Origin of the sequence: Heyndrickxia acidiproducens DSM 23148, from assembly GCF_000374345.1 — a bacterium.
Lineage (GTDB): Bacteria > Bacillota > Bacilli > Bacillales > Bacillaceae_C > Weizmannia > Weizmannia acidiproducens.
This window is the reverse complement of record NZ_KB894021.1, coordinates 14,128-29,268: the sequence shown is the minus strand read 5'-3', so window position 1 is coordinate 29,268 and position 15,141 is coordinate 14,128. Positions and strand designations below refer to the sequence as shown.

At 43.6% G+C, this 15,141-nt stretch carries 17 protein-coding genes and 1 riboswitch; of the genes, 6 read left to right on the top strand and 11 right to left on the bottom strand.

The genetic code is table 11. The features are described from left to right. The coding region (locus tag C232_RS20125) for a hypothetical protein (RefSeq protein ID WP_211211500.1) at positions 1–207 on the top strand (207 nt) is incomplete at its 5' end. A gap of 72 nt (positions 208–279) precedes the next feature. Here the strand turns inward: C232_RS20125 and C232_RS0115050 are convergent. The 3 genes from C232_RS0115050 to C232_RS20060 form a co-directional block, all read right to left on the bottom strand. Then, complete coding sequence (locus C232_RS0115050) at positions 280–1,671, bottom strand: PAS domain-containing sensor histidine kinase (protein ID WP_018664981.1); 1,392 nt, start codon at positions 1,669–1,671, stop codon at positions 280–282. A 367-nt stretch (positions 1,672–2,038) separates the two neighbouring features. Beyond that, positions 2,039–2,173: a hypothetical protein gene (locus tag C232_RS20410; RefSeq protein ID WP_018664979.1), complete on the bottom strand. Its 135-nt coding sequence runs from the start codon at positions 2,171–2,173 to the stop codon at positions 2,039–2,041. Beyond that, positions 2,166–2,333: a hypothetical protein gene (locus tag C232_RS20060; RefSeq protein ID WP_018664978.1), complete on the bottom strand. Its 168-nt coding sequence runs from the start codon at positions 2,331–2,333 to the stop codon at positions 2,166–2,168. Before C232_RS20060 ends, C232_RS20410 begins: the two co-directional genes overlap by 8 nt. A gap of 184 nt (positions 2,334–2,517) precedes the next feature. Between C232_RS20060 and C232_RS0115030 the strand changes: the two genes are divergently transcribed. Further along, positions 2,518–2,718 (top strand): alpha/beta-type small acid-soluble spore protein, encoded by a 201-nt coding sequence (locus tag C232_RS0115030; protein ID WP_018664977.1) that lies wholly within the window; start codon positions 2,518–2,520, stop codon positions 2,716–2,718. A gap of 47 nt (positions 2,719–2,765) precedes the next feature. On the opposite strand, the gene sigI is transcribed toward C232_RS0115030, so the two are convergent. From sigI to C232_RS0114995, 5 genes are all read right to left on the bottom strand, one after another. After that, positions 2,766–3,497, bottom strand: coding sequence for an RNA polymerase sigma-I factor (gene sigI, locus C232_RS0115025; protein WP_018664976.1), 732 nt, complete (start codon positions 3,495–3,497; stop codon positions 2,766–2,768). Positions 3,498–3,597: 100 nt separating this feature from the next. After that, a complete protein-coding gene (locus C232_RS0115020; protein WP_018664975.1) occupies positions 3,598–4,419 on the bottom strand; it encodes a TerC family protein in 822 nt (273 codons plus the stop codon). A 124-nt stretch (positions 4,420–4,543) separates the two neighbouring features. Further along, a riboswitch (yybP-ykoY riboswitch) is annotated at positions 4,544–4,722 on the bottom strand. A gap of 46 nt (positions 4,723–4,768) precedes the next feature. Further along, positions 4,769–5,284: a hypothetical protein gene (locus tag C232_RS18800; RefSeq protein ID WP_018664974.1), complete on the bottom strand. Its 516-nt coding sequence runs from the start codon at positions 5,282–5,284 to the stop codon at positions 4,769–4,771. Between the two features lie 321 nt (positions 5,285–5,605). After that, the gene (locus tag C232_RS0115005; protein WP_018664972.1) at positions 5,606–7,177 is read right to left on the bottom strand and encodes a peptide chain release factor 3; all 1,572 of its coding nucleotides are present in this window, start codon (positions 7,175–7,177) and stop codon (positions 5,606–5,608) included. Positions 7,178–7,457: 280 nt separating this feature from the next. Further along, positions 7,458–8,525: an ATP-binding protein gene (locus C232_RS0114995; RefSeq protein ID WP_018664971.1), complete on the bottom strand. Its 1,068-nt coding sequence runs from the start codon at positions 8,523–8,525 to the stop codon at positions 7,458–7,460. 271 nt (positions 8,526–8,796) lie between these two features. Here C232_RS0114995 and C232_RS0114990 point away from each other — a divergent pair, with 271 nt between their 5' ends. The 3 genes from C232_RS0114990 to C232_RS0114980 all read left to right on the top strand — a co-directional run bounded on the left by C232_RS0114990 (position 8,797) and on the right by C232_RS0114980 (position 11,273). Beyond that, on the top strand, positions 8,797–9,783 hold the full coding sequence (locus C232_RS0114990; RefSeq protein WP_018664970.1) for a Gfo/Idh/MocA family protein: 987 nt from the start codon (positions 8,797–8,799) through the stop codon (positions 9,781–9,783). Positions 9,784–9,927: 144 nt separating this feature from the next. Next, positions 9,928–10,374, top strand: coding sequence for a Dps family protein (locus C232_RS0114985; protein ID WP_018664969.1), 447 nt, complete (start codon positions 9,928–9,930; stop codon positions 10,372–10,374). Between the two features lie 146 nt (positions 10,375–10,520). Beyond that, on the top strand, positions 10,521–11,273 hold the full coding sequence (locus tag C232_RS0114980) for a sulfite exporter TauE/SafE family protein (protein ID WP_018664968.1): 753 nt from the start codon (positions 10,521–10,523) through the stop codon (positions 11,271–11,273). 195 nt (positions 11,274–11,468) lie between these two features. Here C232_RS0114980 and C232_RS0114975 read toward each other — a convergent pair whose 3' ends face one another. The 3 genes from C232_RS0114975 to C232_RS0114965 are packed head-to-tail and all read right to left on the bottom strand — an operon-like array spanning position 11,469 to position 13,104. Continuing rightward, positions 11,469–12,011: a chromate efflux transporter ChrA gene (locus tag C232_RS0114975; RefSeq protein ID WP_018664967.1), complete on the bottom strand. Its 543-nt coding sequence runs from the start codon at positions 12,009–12,011 to the stop codon at positions 11,469–11,471. Next, positions 12,011–12,577, bottom strand: coding sequence for a chromate efflux transporter ChrB (locus tag C232_RS0114970; protein WP_169338759.1), 567 nt, complete (start codon positions 12,575–12,577; stop codon positions 12,011–12,013). Before C232_RS0114970 ends, C232_RS0114975 begins: the two co-directional genes overlap by 1 nt. Positions 12,578–12,627: 50 nt before the next feature. Beyond that, a complete protein-coding gene (locus tag C232_RS0114965; protein ID WP_018664965.1) occupies positions 12,628–13,104 on the bottom strand; it encodes a chromate efflux transcriptional regulator ChrS in 477 nt (158 codons plus the stop codon). A 419-nt stretch (positions 13,105–13,523) separates the two neighbouring features. Between C232_RS0114965 and ggt the strand changes: the two genes are divergently transcribed. Further along, positions 13,524–15,110 carry a gamma-glutamyltransferase gene (gene ggt / locus C232_RS0114960; protein ID WP_018664964.1) on the top strand — a complete coding sequence of 529 codons (1,587 nt, stop codon included), beginning with the start codon at positions 13,524–13,526 and terminating at the stop codon, positions 15,108–15,110. The last annotated feature ends 31 nt before the right edge of the window (positions 15,111–15,141 follow it).

The following is a 15,141-nucleotide window of genomic DNA, read 5'->3' as shown; positions in this document are numbered from 1 at the left end:
GCTAAAAATAAGTTCAACCAACAAATGGCTTCCAGTTTTCGGACGCCTCTACTATGCCTTTTTCTAATCAGGCATGAACCAGTACCAATACATTGCCGTAAAACTTGCAAAAAAATGGAAGTGGCAAGTTTATTTGTTGTGCCTGGAAAATCACCTGAACAGCTTTTTCAAAGATTGAAAACAAGAAAACTACTGTTTAACAAATAATCAGTCACTTACCGGAAGGCTGCACAATGAAATCTACCTATTAATGCCGCAAATTAGGTTTTTGTCACGGATTCAGGTAATTTTATAACTGACCATCAATCCGAGTCCAGTACCTCTTTCTTTTGTCGTATAAAAAGGTTCGCCCAGTTTTTCAATTTTGTCTTCCGGTATGCCTTCCCCCTCATCCTTAATGCTGGTATGAATCATGCCATCCCCGGCCTCATCACGGATGGTAATCACGATATTGCCACCGTTTGGCATCACTTCAATCGCATTTTTAATGACATTAATAAAAACTTGTTTGATCTGATTCCCTTCGCAGTAAACATCCGGCAGCCCCTCATCAAAAAAACAGGAAATCTGAATATTATGCATCAGTGCCTGTGCATTTAATAGATCAATTGTATCGCTCATAATTTTGCGGATATCATGGTATTGAAACTGGGTGGCCTGCGGTTTGGCCAGTACTAAAAATTCAGTAATAATCGATTCGATTCTTGCCAGTTCCGAAGTAATCACATTAAAATACAGCGAATGGTCTTCTTCTTTCATGCTGTTTTGCAACAATTGGATAAAGCCCTTTAACGCCGTCATCGGATTTCTGATTTCATGCGCAATCCCGGCCGCAAGTTCCCCGACAATATTCAGGGTGTCCGATTTGCGCAGCTGCTCCTGCAGCGCTCTCCTTTCTGTTACATCTCTTATCACTGTTAAATTCAGATTCGATGCTAAATTCCCCTTTGATGTAATCTCAAAATATCTTGTCACATTCGGTTTTGAAATTGAAAAGAAAAAATCGGCTACACCATTTTCTTTCAGCCTGCGCAGATGGCTGTAAAAGGCCTTTTCTATTTTTTCATCATTTGTATGTAGTAAAACTTGCAGCGATTTTCCAATGATAAAGTCGCGTTCAAAATCAAAATACCGGGCCGCAACCGGATTGATATCCAGAATTTTCAAATCTCCGCTCCATAAGACCATGCCGTCAAAAGAACCTTCAAAAACCTTTCGAAAGCGTTCCTCACTATCCCGCAAAGTCTGTTCCATTTGATATCTGTCACTAATGTTTCGGAAAATCGTCATATGGTATTTTTCTTTGCTCATATATTTTGAGGTGAATTCCAAATGCTTCAACTGGCCGTTCGGCATCCGGAACAACAATTCGTCGCGGACCGCCTCCATCTGTTTCAGCCTGTCTAACAGCCGGCATGTCCGCTCATTTTCCAAATAAACAAAATCGAAAAGTTTTTTCTTTGTAAATTCTTCTATTGTGCACTCAAATATTTTCAAAGCTGCATTATTAGCCAATAAAATCCGCCCCTCGCGATCCCAAAAGACAATCGCGTCAATGGCTTCCAAAAAAAGGGTTCTATACAACTGTTCATTGTCCGTAAGCAGTGTCCTCTCCTTTTTTTCAAAATGGCTGTGATTTTGTTTTCGCAATATAAACCGATTTGTTTCCAAATTTGTTCCCCCCTTCATCTTAAGAAGCATCATCATGGTTTTTTAACTCTTGAATGAAACGATTACAATTGGAAAAAGCATTCGTGACTTGCCAACAGGGCAGTAACCCCCCCTCTTTCGCCCATTCCAGGAAATCACCGGAATCCGGCTGGCGAAGCAAGCACCAATACTTCAATCAGTTTAAGTTTGAAACCGATCATTAAATCCGGGCAAAAACAAACGCGTATCATGTAAAAAGATGTCAAATTAAGCTGGCGAAAAAAGTGCATACATGAAATAATTTCGCTAGATAGCGGGAATTTCCTGCTTATTAGAAAAAAATTCTTACATAAATAGAAGGGCGGCATAATTGCCCCCCTTCCCGCTTTTACTTTTTCCCTGGTTTCTGTTTTTTGTTGCAGCCGCTTTTTGGATTGGCCAGCACCTCATAAATTTTTCCTGCATTGATATCGCCAAATTCCAGCGCTGTTTCTTCAGAATAAACGCCTTTTTTCTTACGCATGCGACTTTCCTTTTCTTCCTTGTTTTGAATTGCGGTTCGCCGCTTTGATTGCTTCCTCACCATGTGTAAACTCAGCCGAAAATTCGGTTTCAACTAAATTTTCCCTTGGCGTTTGATTATTTTTCCGGGCTGCATCGATTTCTGCTTTTCTTTTTGCCATGTCTAAAGCCTCCCAAATAAGAATTGCTTACGCCTTTAGTTTCTCCGCATGTTTAGCGGATTAAAGGCTGAAAAATATGCCATGGCGGCGGTTACAGGCTTTTCCAAACATAAATGGCTTCATTACAACCATACTATGAACAGGAAACAAAGATAAAAAAATGACAAACAAAGGAGAATCAACTATGGCAAGAAGCAGCAATAAATTATTAATTCCCGGAATTGAACAATACATGGATCAAGTGAAATATGAAATCGCCCAGGAGTTCGGCGTCCAATTAGGCTCTGACACGGTATCGCGTGCAAACGGATCCGTAGGCGGGGAAATCACAAAACGGCTGGTCCACCAAGCACAGTCACAACTTTCCGGGCAAAGGCGCGGGTAAAAGATATTTTCCGGCACCAATAACGGGGCTTATTAAAACAGCCCCGTTTACATTCTTACATATTCCCTTAGAAAATCATAATCCCCGTTTAAAATCAAAACAACTGCAATGATATATTTCCGGTTCCGCTCTAAAGTTTTGCGGCTGACATTGACTTTACGTTCAAGCTTCTTTAAAGGCAGCCTGTGTTTATTCTTTAGATAAGCCATGAAACCCGGTTCCTGTATCAGCATTTCCGCAACCTGTAAAGCATGCAGTTTCGCATCCCGGTGCTTCGGTGCCTGCCGGATCAGTTCGTGAATCCGGATCCCGTATGTATGTAAAGCAGACTGGAACCGGTCCAGTTCTGCTCTCCTGTTTTCTTCTTCCCGTATTTCCCTGTACTTTTTCAGCGAGATGGAATATTCAATGCGGCAGGTTCCCGCTTTTTCTTCATCTTCCCGGCTGTTCCAATCCAGACTGGCGGCTTGATGTTTTGCTGCCTGGCGGATATAGTCAATGACCCTTCTCCTAATGATCACTTCCGCAAAAGACAGTAAGGATGCGCCCTTTGTTCTGTCATACTTCATCATACTGTCGTGAAACGCCAGCAAACCGATGCTGAATTCATCGTCTTTATGGTCAATATATCGTTTGCAAACTTTGGATACGGTTTTTTTAATAAAAGGCTGGTATTTTCGCAACAAAAGATCTTCCATTTGCCTGTCTCCCTGCTGCGCCAGCCATGCCATTTCTTCAGGCGGGCGGGCCCAATCTCTTTTTACGGCTGCTACAGGCATAATTGTCACCCCATTTCAGCCGTATTATATCATTTGCATGCGTCAGCCCAGTTTCGATCGGGTTACGTTTCTATTTCAAGGGCCCGGACGCCTTCATGCACTAAAGTAAATTCTCCCGCCTTTTCTCTTTGTTATCCACAGGGGAAGACTGCTGTTTTTCTTCTTTTTCCCCGCCGGCTGCCTTCTTTACGGAAACAAAATACCCTACTCCGACAATCGACAGCAGCACCGTCCAGAAGACGAGCTTCCATGCGGCCGATTCCGGAAAATGTTCATCAAGGACACCGACACCCGGATGGGAAAGCGTGAAAACAAGCAGTTTGACACCGACCCAGCCGACCACTAAGAAAGCAGCGTCTTCGAGGGCCGGGAATTTTTTCAGCAAACGGACAAACTGGTTAGCGGCAAAGCGGATCAACACAAGCCCGATCACGCCGCCCAAAAACATTACAGCAAACTGGCCGCCGTCAATTCCTCCAATTTCAAACCACCCTGCCGGCCGCAGCGTCACCGCCAAAGCCACTGCTGCCAGCATCGAATCAATGGCAAAGGCGATATCTGCAAGCTCTACTTTTAGCACAGACATCCAAAAAGATGAATTTTTCTGCGGCGTTTTTGTAATATCCGCGGTTGTCTGCTTTTTCTTTTTGAGAAAATGATGAACGGTGATGAAAAACAAATAGGCGGCGCCAATCGCTTGAATCTGCCATAAATCCACGAGAAAAGAAATCAGGAATAAAGCAGCGAAGCGGAAAACAAATGCGCCAAGCAGCCCGTAGAACAAAGCCTTCTTCTGCTGGTCCTGCGGAAGATGTTTCACCATAACCGCCATCACAACCGCATTATCGGCTGCCAAAATTCCTTCAAGACCTACTAAGATCAATAAAACCCATGCGTACTCCAGTATCAATGAAATATCCATTCCAACCGTCCTCCCTTTGTCCGCGATCGGAATCTGCATCTGCCGCTTTGAAATTTCCAGGAAAGAAAAGCGGCCGCCGATTCTAATCGCTTTTTAGCTTGATTAGATGCATTGTGCCACTTTTGAACAATTTCCTATACGACAAAAAGCAAGACCCCTGCCAGTACAGGCAAAGGTCTTGCTGGACATTTCAAATCAATGCCAACAAAGCCGATGATCCTCTTTCCCCGAAGGAATCATGTAATGACGACTTTGTTTTAAGTGTGCCGGACACACTTAACGCTACTCCCCTTTGACAATTGTCAAAAGTATTTTGTTATTTTGATTATAACGGCTGTTTCTCAATAAGTCAATCCTTTTTTTCAGTTCGCCTGATTTTTTCTTGATGAACCCCTTTTAGGGGGGATGCTTTTTTTCGGAGCAAAATGGTGCGGATGCCGCAGCCAATCAATAAACCGGGGATCAGACAAAGAATCGGGAAAAAAACCGGCCCGATTGGTTTGTTTTTAATCACAGCTGCCGGGGAGTAGATCAATCCTACAGTCACAAAATAGGCTGCAAACGCAAAGGGAATGAATATATACTTTGGCGGATGATCAAAACTGTTTCTAAACGCATCCCACATCGCGAAAAAATATAAACAAGGATAAAACATCAGCCATTCATAGTCGATGATTTCACCTGCCTGCACTGTTTTTCCCAAAAAACTCAGCATAATCGCTTCGTTAAAGCGGCTGCGCACATTAATTAAAAATTCGAGTAAAACAAATAAAATCCCCTTGATGTATGCGCCGGATAACAGCTGGGCAAATCCCGGCAAAGCGATGCTCCAAAGAATGGCCTCCAGTGGCATGATTTTTTTCATCCATTCACCTTTAAAGAACAGGGATGCGAATCCCTTCCAGTCTGCTTATCCCGCAACATACGATCCATCCCATTGTTCGCATATCTATCATATCGAATCTTCCTCCTTGTTTAACCCTATCGTTCCCTGATTTAAGGAAATGTAGTCACAGGGGGAATGGAGCCAGGTTCATTTGGAAAACAATGAAAAGACAATATGTATTCAAACAATAGACGTTCGCCTAAAGGCGATGCGGGAATTCATCACGGGTTTGAAAACCCGTGTTTCCTTCCCGCGAATCAAAAATGACCGCATGAAACAGTTTGTCCATGCGGTGTGATCTTATGATTCCAGTGGATTGTAAAGCTTTATGTCAGGATGTTTCTCTCCAAACCAGCGCAGCGCAAAATCATTCTCAAATAAAAACAATGGCTGATCAAAACGGTCTTTTACGAGCAGGCTGCGAGAGCTGGAGAGCGACTCGTCAACCGCCTCTTCGTCAATCCAGCGCGGGATTTTCGAACCAATCGGCTCCATCACGACATCCGAGTGGTATTCATTTTTCATACGGTGCTCGAACACCTCAAACTGCAGCTGCCCGACCGCACCTAAAATATAATCATCGGTATGATAGGTGCGGTACAGCTGGATCGCCCCTTCCTGGACAAGCTGGTTAATCCCTTTATGAAAGCTTTTCTGTTTCATGACGTTTTTCGCGGACACCTTCACAAACAGTTCCGGTGTAAACTGCGGCAACTTTTCAAAATGGATCGCCTGTTTTCCTGAATAAATCGTATCGCCGATCTGGTAGGTTCCAGTATCATACAAGCCAAGAATATCACCGCTTACCGCCATTTCAACCGTGCTTCTGTCATCGGCGAGAAACTGGGTCGATTGCGACAGTTTCATTTGCTTTCCTGTCCTCGCCAGGGTGACCGTCATACCGCGCTCAAACTTGCCGGAGCATACGCGGATAAATGCGATCCGGTCACGGTGGGCCGGGTTCATATTGGCCTGGATTTTAAACACAAATCCGGAAAATGCTTCACTCGCCGGATCTATCATGCCCATATCCGACTTTCTTGGCTGCGGGGACGGGGCAAACTGAAGGTATGTTTCCAGAAATGTCCGGACGCCGAAATTTGTTAATGCACTTCCGAAAAAGACGGGCGTGAGGGTGCCGTTTTCAACCCGTTCCCTTGAAAATTCATTTCCCGCTTCATCCAGTAACATAATTTCTTCCAATGCCTGGTCATACAGTGCATTTTCTTTGATGGGCGCATCGCCTTCCACTTCGCCATCGTCATTCAGCTTAAGAAAGCGGCCGCCTTCTTCGGCCCGGAACTGTTCAATCCGGTGGTGATAGCGGTCGTAAATGCCCAAAAACTCTTTTCCCATGCCGATCGGCCAGTTCATCGGATAGGACTCAATTCCCAGCACTTCCTCCAATTCTGCCAATAAATCCAAAGGCATTTTCCCTTGGCGGTCAAGCTTGTTGATAAATGTAAAAATCGGTATCCCCCGCATCCGGCAGACTTTAAACAGTTTAATGGTCTGCGCCTCGATCCCTTTTGCAGCATCAATGATCATCACGGCGCTATCCACGGCCATCAGCGTTCTGTACGTATCTTCACTGAAATCCTGGTGTCCCGGTGTATCCAGAATATTAACACGCTTGCCGGCATATTCAAATTGCATCACGGACGAGGTAACTGAAATACCCCGCTGCTTTTCAATCTCCATCCAGTCAGAAGTCGCAAATTTTCCCGTTTTTTTACCTTTTACCGTGCCCGCCGCGCGGATTGCCCCGCCAAATAAAAGCAGCTGCTCGGTCAATGTCGTTTTCCCGGCGTCCGGGTGGGAAATAATGGCGAACGTCCGTCTTGATAATACTTCATCTTTAAAACTTGTCATCATCCAGTTCCTTTCAATTGCAAAATAAACATATGGGTACAGATTCAGTTGTCGTCTTTTTTTACATGGGAACCACCTTTTTATCCTCTATATTTCACCTGCTAAAAAACAATCCCGTATCAATAGCAGCGGAATAGCGTATCCGGCTCATTTTTTATCACCTGTTCTGATTCTGCCAATCCGTTCCCGTTGTGAGAAGGATGCATAAGCCCCTCCATTTTTTAACCTGTTCCTATTTTACCTGAATCCTTCACCAGCTTCAAAGCTTAAAACATGGATTTTAAGTCTGCCCGTTTTCCTCCGGCTGTACTGTCGGCAGCACAACCGTAAACGTTGAGCCTTTTTGCGGTTCGCTTGCAATTGAAATCTTCCCATGATGTTCATGGATAATCTGAAAACATACCATCAGCCCTAAACCATTGCCCCCTTCTTTTGTCGTATAAAAAGGCTGGCCGATTTGTTCAAGATTTTCTTGCGGGATCCCGTAGCCTTCGTCCTTAATGGCAACGGCCACCTGATGAAAAGCTGCCTCATAGATTTCAATTTTCAGCGTACCGCCCTGTTCCATCGCTTCCAACCCATTTTTAACAAGATTGATAAAAACCTGTTTTAACTTGGACTCATCACAACGGATGTAAAACGGTTTACAAAGGAAATTGGTTTCAATCCGGACATTTTGCTTAAATGATTGCGACTCCATCAGGATCAGTACTTCATCCAATAATTTTTGAATGCTGCATATCTTCAATTGAGATTCTTTTGGCCTGCCAAGAAAAAGAAGCTCACTCGAAATGGTTTCAATCCGGTCAATTTCGTTCTCCATAATATCCAAATAATTTTTCGTATCAATCACCCCCGCCTGCATCAGTTGCAAAAACCCTTTAATCGAGGTAAGCGGATTTCGGATCTCATGTGCAATCCCTGCAGCGAGCTGGCCGATCATCGACAATTTTTCAGAATAAATCAGGTAATCATACAAATCTTTTACAACGGTCATGTCCTTTGTCAATATGCGGATATGGCCCCGCCCATTAAGCTCTGTATCATTGTAAATGGAATAAGTTGACTCTACCCATTTATAGTTTCCGCTTTTTGTTTGCAGCCGGTATAAGAACATCCCCATATCTTCCGCTTTTTTTCGGAAAAGGCCCTTGAATTGATCAATATCGTCCGAATGAATAAAAGATGGAAACTTCTTCCCGATCCACTCTTCCATGCTGTAACCCGTAACTTCCTGCAGACCCGGGGAAATGGATTCAATCATGCCGTCCATGCCGGTAACAGCGGTGAAATATTTGAATTGGAAAGGAAGATCCATAAAATGAAAAGACCGTTTAGCATCACACATATATTGCTTACACCTACCTTATCACTCTATTAAAAACTGCAGCCGGCGTTTCACAAAATGGCTGTTTTGGTCGGATGATGTCTTTTGATGTGGAAATTTCATTTTGCTTTCTATTCATTCTTATGTATATACATCTCAACTATATCTCTTTTCAAACAAAAATATCCAACTTTTTATTAAAATTTCTTGAGATTAAAGTTATTTATCAACCGAATCGTCATGTGATACAATGAGCTTGCAGCCATCATTAACCAAAAAAGGAAGCGATGATATGAAATTTGCAACAGTCGGAACAGGCTGGATCACATCGGCATTTATTGATGCCGCAAAATTATCGGGCAAATTATCCTTGCAAGCTGTTTACTCGCGCAGAAAAGAAAGTGCTGAACAAATGGCAGCTAAGCATCAGGCCCCTGAACAATTCACAGATCTTGAGCAAATGGCAAAAAGCGATAAAATTGACCTCGTCTACATCGCTTCGCCAAATGCACTGCACTTCAAACAAGTGCTCACTTTTTTAATAAACAAAAAGCATGTCATCTGCGAAAAACCAATTTTCTCAAATACCGAAGAATTTAAAGAAGCATTCGCTGCCGCGGATGAAAACGGTGTATATTTATTCGAAGCGATTCGGAACATCCACTATCCGAACACCCTTCTGCTCAAAGACAAATTAAAAGCGGCCGGGCAGATTAGAAGCGCAATCTTCCAGTATGTCCAGTATTCCTCACGTTATGATGCCTTCCTGGATGGCAAGGAACCAAATGTATTCTCAAGAAAATTTTCCGGCGGCGCTTTAATGGATCTTGGCGTTTATCCGCTCTCGCTTGCCGTCTTTTTATTCGGCGCGCCTAAAGACAGCCATTATTTCCCGGTGCTTTTGCGCAACGGCATTGACGGAGCCGGCACGCTTGTTTTAGAGTATGCGGATTTTAACATCACGGTCATGTGCTCAAAAATTTCCCATTCCTTTATCCCAAGCGAGATCCACGGCGAGAAAGCGAGCATTGTGATTGAAGGTATTTCGGAATTATCAAAGATGCAGCTCGTCGACGCCCATACGAAAGAGGCCGTATTATTTTCTGAAAATCAGGAAGAACAAAACATGGTTTATGAAATCAGGGACTTTGTAAAAATCATGGAAGAAAAAGACCGGGAAGCCTATCAAAGATTAAGGCAGGAAAGTTTTGACGTGCTTACCGTCCTCGAGAAGTCCCGAAAGCAAAACGGCATCCATTTCAGAACTGACCGCAGTTAACCCTGTTTCCACTCTTTTTATAGTTATTATCATTTAATATTGATTTTAATTTAATATGTACTATAATATATATAGTAAATCGTTTTGATTTGCATCCCGGGCTTTTGCCTGAAACCGCAAGCCACTTTCTAAGGAGGATTTTATATGTATATTGAATCTGCTTTAAACGTACAAGTCGCAAACTGGAGCGTACTTTACACAAAGCTACATAACTTCCACTGGTATGTAAAGGGGCCGTTATTCTTTACCCTGCATCCAAAATTTGAAGAACTTTACAACGAAGCTTCTACCGTTGTTGATGATTTTGCCGAACGCATTCTTGCCATTGGCGGCAAACCGGTTGCTTCTTTTGAGGCATTCCGAAAAATAGCCACGATTGAAGAAGCAAAATCCGGATTAACTGCTGAAGAAATGGTCAGCACCCTGATTAGTGATTACAAACAAATGGTTAATGAATTAAACAAGCTGATCAAACTGGCTGACGATGAAAAAGACTATGGGACAGCCGACATGGCCACCACTTTAGTGGAAAGTGTGGAAAAGACGGTTTGGATGCTGAGCGCATTGGTCTCCGTTCCGGTTGCACATTAATTGCAGTGAAAAAAGCCCGTACGCCTATTTGTGGCGGCGGGCATTTTTTTTTAGGATTTTCCATTAAATTGTAAGCTTGTCATAGACGTTTCTTCCGTTTCACGCTAAAATTGAAGCATCATGATACAGAGAAAGAAGGCATTTTCGTGCATGTTTCAATTATCATTACCATGCTTTTTGTCGGCATCATTTTAGGCTTTATTGGCGCAGGCGGATCCGGGTTTATTATATCCCTGTTAACGCTGCTTTTCGGCGTATCCATCCATACTGCTTTGGCAACCGCACTGACTGCCATGATCTTTTCGTCTTTATCCGGAGCAGTCAGCCATTACCGGGAAGGCAATCTTTCTGTAAAAACAGGGATAACAGCCGGGCTGTTTGGCGCGGCCGGGGCCTTTATCGGGTCGCATTTTTCCGCTCAAATCCCCAGCACTGAATTAAAATGGTTGACAGCAGGGATGCTTTTGTTTTCCGCCTGTCTATTGTGGCTGAGGATGTTCCTATTATCCAGGCAATCCATCCAGGCAAAAAATCTCCCTGCCGGCGTAAATTTTATCGCCCGTTCCATCGTAATCGGGATCATTACAGGCATATTATCCGGCATGTTTGGAATTGGCTCCACCCCTTTTATTCAACTGGGATTAATGGTGCTGCTCGGTCTGCCGGTTCGCCAGGCCGCAGGAACCACGATGATGGTGATCATTCCGATTGCAATCGGCGGCGGGATTGGGAGCTTCCAGCAGGGCTATCTGGACATCCGGCTTTTACTTGAAGTGGTTGCCGGAACAATGGCCGGTTCCTATATTGGCGCCAAATTCACGAACCGGGCGCCCGTACAGCTGTTAAAATCGTCGATGATTGCCGTGCCGATTGTCGCAAGCTTTTTGTTAATCGTGTAAAATCCGGCGGGGTTGAAGACCGGAATGAAGGCTTTCATGGCCTTTTCCGCGCTTGCCCCGCCATTTTAATCGTATGCTTTTCAAAAAGGATCATCCTGCGCATACGGTATTCCCAACACCGGCGGAATGGATGCGGGGACTTAGGCGATGGATTTTTTACGGGACCCGGGCCGTCTTATATAAGAATTGAGGTTTTCAAACAAAATGCTGCAGTACAATCCCTCCATAAGCAAAAGCGCAAACAAGCACAATAGCCGGATGGATTTTCCGGATTTCCATTGCCCAAAAAGCGATGGCCGCGATTCCAAGTGATTGCAGGATCCCGATTGAAACAACAGAGTCTTTCACCATTTGCCAGGTGATCATAAGCATCATGATTGCAAGAACGGGCTGCACCAGTAAAGTCATCCCTTTGACAACAGGTGAATTGCGGTGTTTTTGTAATACCTTCAACAAGATAATGAGCAAAACGGCAGTAGGGACAATTGTGGCAGCTAATGCAGCAAGGACACCCGGCCACCCTTGCACTTGGAAACCAACAAATGCGGCAATTTTCGTTGCGATCGGCCCGGGTAATGCATTGCCCAGTGCAAGCATGTTGGAAAAATCCCTGTTTTCCAACCAATGATAATGTTTAACAATTTCGTCATACATGAGCGGTATGGAAGAAGGCCCGCCCCCATAACCAAGAATATTGGCGATGAAAAAACCAAGAAATAAATGAAGCCAGGTCCACATTATCCTACAGCACTCCTCTCTTTATCTTTATTTTTATTTTTCTTCCATTTTGTGACTGCACGAAAATGCATGCTTCCGTAAGCTAAGAAAAGGACAATGACAATGCCGGAATGGACATGGAAGACTTGCAACAGAAGGAATGATAGCGCAAATCCTGCAATCCCCATGATTATGCCAAGGCCTTTTACTGTTTTTTTTCCAAAATTATAGCCCATCATGCCCAGCATCACAGCGACCACCGGCATGACTGCAGCAATCATGCCTGAAACAATTTTGGAATGGCTTAAAAAACTGACAGCCGATAGCAATGTGATCATGGCAATGCAGCTTGGCAGGATATGGCAAATAATAGCAAAGGCCGCCCCGGTTGTTTTTTTCAATTTATAGCCCAAATAGGCCGCCATTTTTGTTGCAATCGGCCCGGGAAGTGCATTTGCTATTGCCAATGTTTCTCCAAATTCATCCTCGTCAATCCATTTATACCTTTCCACAGATTCATAACGGAAAAGAGGCATGACAGACGGGCCGCCCCCAAATCCGAGTATGCCCGTGCGCAGCATCGCCATTGCCAACTGACAGTAGGGATTTTCTGTTTTTTTCAAAAGGTCTTCCTCCTTTATAACTTCATACCAATGCGGCTTTTATAGCGCTTGATTAAGATTTGGCAATCCACACTCATGATGCCGGGCAAAGGATACAATCTTTTTTCTAAAAAAGCCTCCATTTCCCGGTTGTCTTTGAACAAACCATGCATATGGAGCTTGCTCGGGCCTGTCATATGATAAAGACTGGAAACGGCGGGATCTTTCGATAAATTTTCGGCAACTTCCTGTAAATATTTCGGTTCCACTTCAACGTTAAAAAAGGCTGATAAGTGAAGCCCGGCTTTTTCCGGATTAATCACGGCGGTAAAGCATTCAATGACACCACTTTCAACCATGGCATGAATGCGTGCCTGGACGGCCACCCGGGAAAGTTTTATTTCCTTCGCTAAATCTGTAAACGATATTCTCCCATTTTTATTTAGCAGCTGAATGATATGGCGGTCAATTTCATCTAACTGAACGGCGGATTCATGATCTTGTTTAGGCATACAGTTCCTCCTCTATTTCAATATGAAAACAAAATAAAGCCATCTATTTCTATATGTATTAATAATAATCAATAAACTAAACACTTTCAATATTTTTTTGACCTTTTAATTACGAAATGAAGTTGAAAAGAAAATTTCAGTTGCAATATTTTTGGGGATATTTTACAAAACAGTATTTCAATATGCCGCTAAACGCCGACCCGCTTTCAAAATGTTAAAAAATCAATCTATCTGATTACATTTTGAAAGAAAATTTAAAAGTGAACACCGGCTTTGAAAATCAATGATATTGACAATGTTTTGGGTGTTATGTTTAATAACATTAAGTATCAGAAAAAGTGGAAAAGTAAAAAACAACAGAATCTTTGTGAGGCCAAATGATTCATGATCCAATTTTATTTATAGAGGGAGAAAAAACAATGAAGTGCAATCAATCAAAAACCGGAACAAAAACAATGGTTGTTAGTCCTCATTATTTAGCATCGGCTGCCGGAGCAAGAATATTGGAAAAAGGCGGCAATGCTTTTGATGCAGCGGTAGCGGTAAGCGCATGCCTGGCGGTTGTTTACCCGCATATGACCGGATTAGGCGGGGATGCTTTTTGGCTTACCTGGCACCACCAGGAGGGCCGGATTCGCGCATATAACGGCAGCGGCCGGTCCGGCTATTTAGTGAAGCGGCAAAATTACGCTGCAGAGGAGAAGATCCCCACGAGAGGGATTAGGAGTGCCATTACAGTTCCAGGAATGGCAGACAGCTGGGATGCAATTTTAAAAGAATACGGGAGATTCACACTGAAAGAGGTGCTTGAACCTGCGATTGATTATGCGCTAAATGGCTTCCCGGTTTCACCTGACCAGTACCAAAATACAGCCATGGTCCAGGATGTCCTGATGGAGGCAAAGCGCACTTCGGATATTTACCTTCCTTTTGGGAAAGTGCCAAAAATCGGGGAAAAGTTTTTTCAAAAGGATCTGGGCCATACGCTAATAGAGATCGCGGAAAAAGGCCGGGACGCTTTTTATAAAGGAGCGATTGCAGAAGAAATTGTCAACGTAATGAAGGAACAAGGCGGATATTTGCTGCTTGATGATTTTGAAAACCATTATGGTAACTGGGCCGATCCGATTTCAACTGCCTACCATGATTATACAGTCTATCAAGTCCCCCCGAATTCCCAGGGTTTTTCAGCTTTGATGGCGCTCAATATCTTGGAAAACTATGATTTTCATACAATAGAACACGGATCTTATGAATACTATCATTTATTAATAGAAGCCTTAAAAAGGGCCTTCAAAGATCGCAACGAAGTGTTAACAGATCCTGCGTTTTCCCCTGTTCCACTGGAAAAATTACTCAGCAAAAAGTATGCAGCAGCACTTGCAAAAGAGATTCAAATGAACCGTGCAGCCGAATTTCAAACCGAACCTTTGGGCAGTGATACGGCGTATGCAGCTGTAGTGGATGAAGAAGGGAATGCTGTGTCCTTTATTCAAAGCCTTTATTTTGAATTTGGCTCAGCTATTGTAGCAGGTTCAACAGGAATCTTATTGCAAAACAGAGGATCCTTTTTCTCTTTGGATCCGAATCATGTGAATACATTGGAACCAAACAAACGTACTTTCCATACGCTAATGCCCGCGATGGCGTTTTTAGATGGAAAACCAAGAATTCTATACGGTACACAAGGAGGAGAAGGCCAGCCGCAGACACAAACGGCCCTTATCACCCGGGTAATCCATTATGGGATGGATCCGCAACAAGCAGTATCCGAACCAAGATGGGTTTGGGGAAGAACCTGGGGGGAACCGACCGAAGAATTAAAAATTGAAGCAAGAGTCGGCGCCGATGTATATACTGCCCTCTCAAAAGCCGGACATCTCGTTCGCAAAGTGCCGCCTTATGATGGCATGATGGGCCATGCACATATGATTCAAATTGATGAACAAGGATTTCGAAGCGGAGGAACAGACCCCCGTTGCGATGGTGCTGCAATTGGATGGTAATTGCTGAACTTATGCCTGTTCCGTCCTAACT

Excerpts from the sequence above, each read along its gene's own strand:
- C232_RS20410 (WP_018664979.1), bottom strand. The coding sequence starts at position 2,173 with ATGCGTAAGAAAAAAGGCGTTTATTCTGAAGAAACAGCGCTGGAATTT.
- C232_RS20060 (WP_018664978.1), bottom strand. The coding sequence starts at position 2,333 with ATGGCAAAAAGAAAAGCAGAAATCGATGCAGCCCGGAAAAATAATCAA.
- C232_RS0115030 (WP_018664977.1), top strand. The coding sequence starts at position 2,518 with ATGGCAAGAAGCAGCAATAAATTATTAATTCCCGGAATTGAACAATAC.
- sigI (WP_018664976.1), bottom strand. The coding sequence starts at position 3,497 with ATGCCTGTAGCAGCCGTAAAAAGAGATTGGGCCCGCCCGCCTGAAGAA.
- C232_RS0115020 (WP_018664975.1), bottom strand. The coding sequence starts at position 4,419 with ATGGATATTTCATTGATACTGGAGTACGCATGGGTTTTATTGATCTTA.
- C232_RS18800 (WP_018664974.1), bottom strand. The coding sequence starts at position 5,284 with ATGAAAAAAATCATGCCACTGGAGGCCATTCTTTGGAGCATCGCTTTG.
- C232_RS0115005 (WP_018664972.1), bottom strand. The coding sequence starts at position 7,177 with ATGACAAGTTTTAAAGATGAAGTATTATCAAGACGGACGTTCGCCATT.
- C232_RS0114995 (WP_018664971.1), bottom strand. The coding sequence starts at position 8,525 with ATGTGTGATGCTAAACGGTCTTTTCATTTTATGGATCTTCCTTTCCAA.
- C232_RS0114990 (WP_018664970.1), top strand. The coding sequence starts at position 8,797 with ATGAAATTTGCAACAGTCGGAACAGGCTGGATCACATCGGCATTTATT.
- C232_RS0114985 (WP_018664969.1), top strand. The coding sequence starts at position 9,928 with ATGTATATTGAATCTGCTTTAAACGTACAAGTCGCAAACTGGAGCGTA.
- C232_RS0114975 (WP_018664967.1), bottom strand. The coding sequence starts at position 12,011 with ATGTGGACCTGGCTTCATTTATTTCTTGGTTTTTTCATCGCCAATATT.
- C232_RS0114970 (WP_169338759.1), bottom strand. The coding sequence starts at position 12,577 with ATGGCGATGCTGCGCACGGGCATACTCGGATTTGGGGGCGGCCCGTCT.
- C232_RS0114965 (WP_018664965.1), bottom strand. The coding sequence starts at position 13,104 with ATGCCTAAACAAGATCATGAATCCGCCGTTCAGTTAGATGAAATTGAC.
- ggt (WP_018664964.1), top strand. The coding sequence starts at position 13,524 with ATGAAGTGCAATCAATCAAAAACCGGAACAAAAACAATGGTTGTTAGT.